General features: G+C 61.7%; 4 protein-coding genes and 1 pseudogene. 1 reads left to right on the forward strand and 4 read right to left on the reverse strand.

What is annotated here, in order from left to right; translation table 11 throughout:
* Window positions 1–73 precede the first annotated feature (73 nt).
* Window positions 74–289 carry a DUF397 domain-containing protein gene (locus tag G5C65_RS34465; RefSeq protein ID WP_206442598.1) on the reverse strand — a complete coding sequence of 72 codons (216 nt, stop codon included), beginning with the start codon at window positions 287–289 and terminating at the stop codon, window positions 74–76.
* The gene (locus G5C65_RS34470; RefSeq protein WP_165302999.1) at window positions 286–1,146 is read right to left on the reverse strand and encodes a helix-turn-helix domain-containing protein; all 861 of its coding nucleotides are present in this window, start codon (window positions 1,144–1,146) and stop codon (window positions 286–288) included. Before G5C65_RS34470 ends, G5C65_RS34465 begins: the two co-directional genes overlap by 4 nt.
* A gap of 158 nt (window positions 1,147–1,304) precedes the next feature.
* Here G5C65_RS34470 and G5C65_RS34475 point away from each other — a divergent pair, with 158 nt between their 5' ends.
* Entirely contained in the window at window positions 1,305–1,787 is a 483-nt protein-coding gene (locus G5C65_RS34475) for an ATP-binding protein (protein ID WP_165303000.1), read from the forward strand.
* 30 nt (window positions 1,788–1,817) lie between these two features.
* Here the strand turns inward: G5C65_RS34475 and G5C65_RS34480 are convergent, their stop codons facing one another.
* Window positions 1,818–2,351 (reverse strand): hypothetical protein, encoded by a 534-nt coding sequence (locus tag G5C65_RS34480; RefSeq protein ID WP_165303001.1) that lies wholly within the window; start codon window positions 2,349–2,351, stop codon window positions 1,818–1,820.
* Window positions 2,348–3,069 (reverse strand): annotated as a pseudogene (locus tag G5C65_RS34485) (hypothetical protein); the annotation flags it as partial. The pseudogene G5C65_RS34485 and the gene G5C65_RS34480, both read right to left, overlap by 4 nt.

Raw genomic sequence — 3,069 nt, forward strand, 5'->3', positions numbered from 1 at the left:
AGCCGTAGGAGAGCGAGCAGGCAGCAGAAGGCGGCAGGGCTCAGCGAAGCGATGCCCTGCCGTCTCGCCTGTGTCACCGGACGGCGCCCCCGGCGACCGAGAAGAGGAAGTGCCGCCACGCCGCGCGGCTGACCTTCGCGTACGGGCGCGCGGTGTCCTTGGAGTCCCGCAGCGCGACGACGTGTCCGTCAACGGCGACTTCGACGCAGTTGTCGTTCCCTCCGCTGTGAGAGCTCTTGAGCCACGGTATGGAGCGCGGGGCTCTGTGCGGGTGGTCGGGTTCGGTCACTGACTGAGCTCCCTGATGGCTTCCTGGAATCGTCTGCGGGTCTCCGGCGGTCCGACAGCCAGTGCTCGGAGCTGGTCGAATGTCTCTGCGTAGCGGTCGATGTCCTTCGAAGACTCGAAGCAGACCGAGTTGGTCAGACTTTCGACCCAGACTACCTGCGGGGTTGGCTGCGGGAAGTCCATGAGGACGAAGGCTCCGTACAGTCCGGCGTGCACCCCGGCGTCGAACGGCAGGAGCTGGACCGTGATCTGCGGATGGTCGCAGACTTGGACCAGGCGTTCCAACTGCCCCAGCATGACTGACTCGCCGCCCACACGCCGACGCAGCGCGGCCTCGTCGATCACCACCCAGAGCTTTGGCGCGCCGTCACCTTCGAGGAGCTGCTGGCGCTGCATACGGACCTTGACGAGTGTGTCTACCTGACGGGAGGTCAGGTCGGTCCTGAGCTCGCCGATGACGGAACGGGCGTACTCCTCGGTCTGAAGTAGGCCCGGCATCCAGAGTGCTTCATAGCTCCGGATCGCGGAGGCTCCCGACTCCAGCGCGAGGAACCCGCCGTACTGGGTGGTGTTCACGACTGCCGCGTACTTGCGCCACCAAGGACGCTTCTGAGCCTGGTCGGCGCGGACGAGATCGAGTACGTCCTCTCGCACTGCGGGGTCCTGCGTACCGTACCGATCCAAGAGCGCCTTGACGAGCACGGGTGAGGTGCCCCTGTCACCGTTCTCGATCCGGCTCAGTGCGCCCGGGCTGACTTCGACGTCTTCGGCGACGTCGGTGAGCGTGAGGTCGGACTCCTCACGCAACTCGCGTAGGCGCGCAGCGAGTTGCCGACGGTAGACGGACTTCTGCGCCATGCCTCTGCTCCTGGACATGCACGCCAGTCTGGCCTCGACCCGTGGCTGGAGCAACTCAGAGGGGGAAATGTGTCCAAGTGACTTGTCTCATGGCAAGCAGTGATGGCACTGTTCTTCTCAGTCACACAGGGCATCAACTCACTACGAGAGGTGATGACATGGCCGGAGCCGCGTCCGCCCCGTACCCCACTCTCCCGCCCGACCTGACGCCCACCCGCATCGGCTGGGATGCTTCGACGCTGGACCCTCTCCAGCCAGTCGCGCAGGCGCGTCGGCGGTCGCGTGCGTGGGTGCAGACGCACTGGCGCATCCCGTGCGACATCGCGGAGTCGGTGGAGCTCGCCGTGTCCGAGCTGTGCACCAACGCGGTACGGCACGGCGGCGGGCTCGCGGGGCTGGAGCTGCTACGGGTTTCGCCGTCCCGCTACGGCCCGTCCAGTCTGCGCGTGCTGGTGACGGACCACCGCCCGGACCGACCGCCACGCACCACGCCCCCAGCCGGCCCGCTCTCGGAGCACGGGCACGGGCTCACCCTCGTCTGCGCCCTCACCCTCAGCTGGGGCTGGCACACGTTGGGGACGGACCAAAAGCAGGTGTGGTGCAAGTTCGCCGTGCCGGGGCCGTATGTCGCGGGCTGCTGACGGTTCCGCTCCGGGGCAGGGTGATCAGCCCTAACTAGTGCAGCCGTATTTCTTCGTCACATTGGGGACAAAGTCGTTTGCGAACCTCTGGAGCTTCTTGTACCCAGTGGGTGACTCGTCGACGCGATCGCCATTCAAGCGAAGAACGAACTGCATGTGTTCAGATGCGGAATCACATTTTGCTCGAATTATTGCCTTCTCGGGGGCGATCATAGCGGTTCCTGAAAACGAAACACTTCGCGTGGCACCGTGATCGTACATTGAGGCTATGGACTTCCAGTCTACTGGCTCTGGCTTCTTCTTGTAGTACAGCACAGTGGCGTGCAAGACTTGTTTATCGTCCACGCCTAGATTGCAAAATGCGCCTACTTCTGACCGCATCTTTGAGTACTTCTGTCGGAGATCTTCACCTTTCGGTAGAAGTGGTGATATGGCGGAACTTTTCACTGGGGTTCTGCAGAATGTGTCTGGGCCGCTTAGTGTTTCTTTGCTGCTGCATCCTGTGATCACGACTACGGCCGAGATGCACAATGGGAGTGCGGCAGCCCTGGCTGGAATCTTCATGGCTGGCGTCCTCGTACTTTACCGAATCGATCGTTTCCGTCGTTTGCGGACCCATCGATTTTCTTGTAGAGCACTCCATCGGCAAGCTTGTATTCATCGTTATGTGCGGCGTATTCCTTGTTGACCTCGTGCCACTGTCTAGCCAGTGCGTTGAGTTGCCTCTTTCTGTCCGCGAATACTGCTTTGTTCTCGTCTACCACCTTCGATTCTGCGCGCTTCTCCTCGTCCTGGATCCAGGCACTGGTCACCATATCGGCCCCACGTTGTGCCGCATCACCCACCACAGGAACGAAGTTCAGCATGCCACCTGTCGTGTGGTAGCTCACAGCTTTGTCCCACGTGTAGTCACGAAGATCGTCCTTGAGTGCGTGGCGCCGGGCTTCCTCCATGAAGCCCACTGTGTATCCGGCCGATTTCAGTGTGTCCACTGGATTCCGTGACTTGTCATGAAAATCTGCAACCATCGCATGGTTCATGCCTGCTTGGAGCGTGTCGTAGGATTCCTTGGTCCTCGATATCTGTTTGGTCACTGCCATGACCTGGTCAGACTCCAACTGTGGTCCATGCTCAGGCTTTCGCGTCTCACTCGCGTCACTCATCGCCACATGAACCTCGTGCCCATGGTTAACCATGATCTTGGCCATGTCCCCGCGCAGGGCGGCGGGCATGTCGTCGCCCTTCGCGGAAAGCTCCCCCAGGGCTTTTACGAACACGCGGT

Origin of the sequence: Streptomyces boncukensis (genome assembly GCF_011045075.1) — a bacterium.
In the GTDB taxonomy this organism is placed as follows: domain Bacteria; phylum Actinomycetota; class Actinomycetes; order Streptomycetales; family Streptomycetaceae; genus Streptomyces; species Streptomyces boncukensis.

Coding starts and splice junctions, on each gene's coding strand:
- G5C65_RS34470 (WP_165302999.1), bottom strand. CDS start 1,146: ATGGCGCAGAAGTCCGTCTACCGTCGGCAACTCGCTGCGCGCCTACGC.
- G5C65_RS34475 (WP_165303000.1), top strand. CDS start 1,305: ATGGCCGGAGCCGCGTCCGCCCCGTACCCCACTCTCCCGCCCGACCTG.
- G5C65_RS34480 (WP_165303001.1), bottom strand. CDS start 2,351: ATGAAGATTCCAGCCAGGGCTGCCGCACTCCCATTGTGCATCTCGGCC.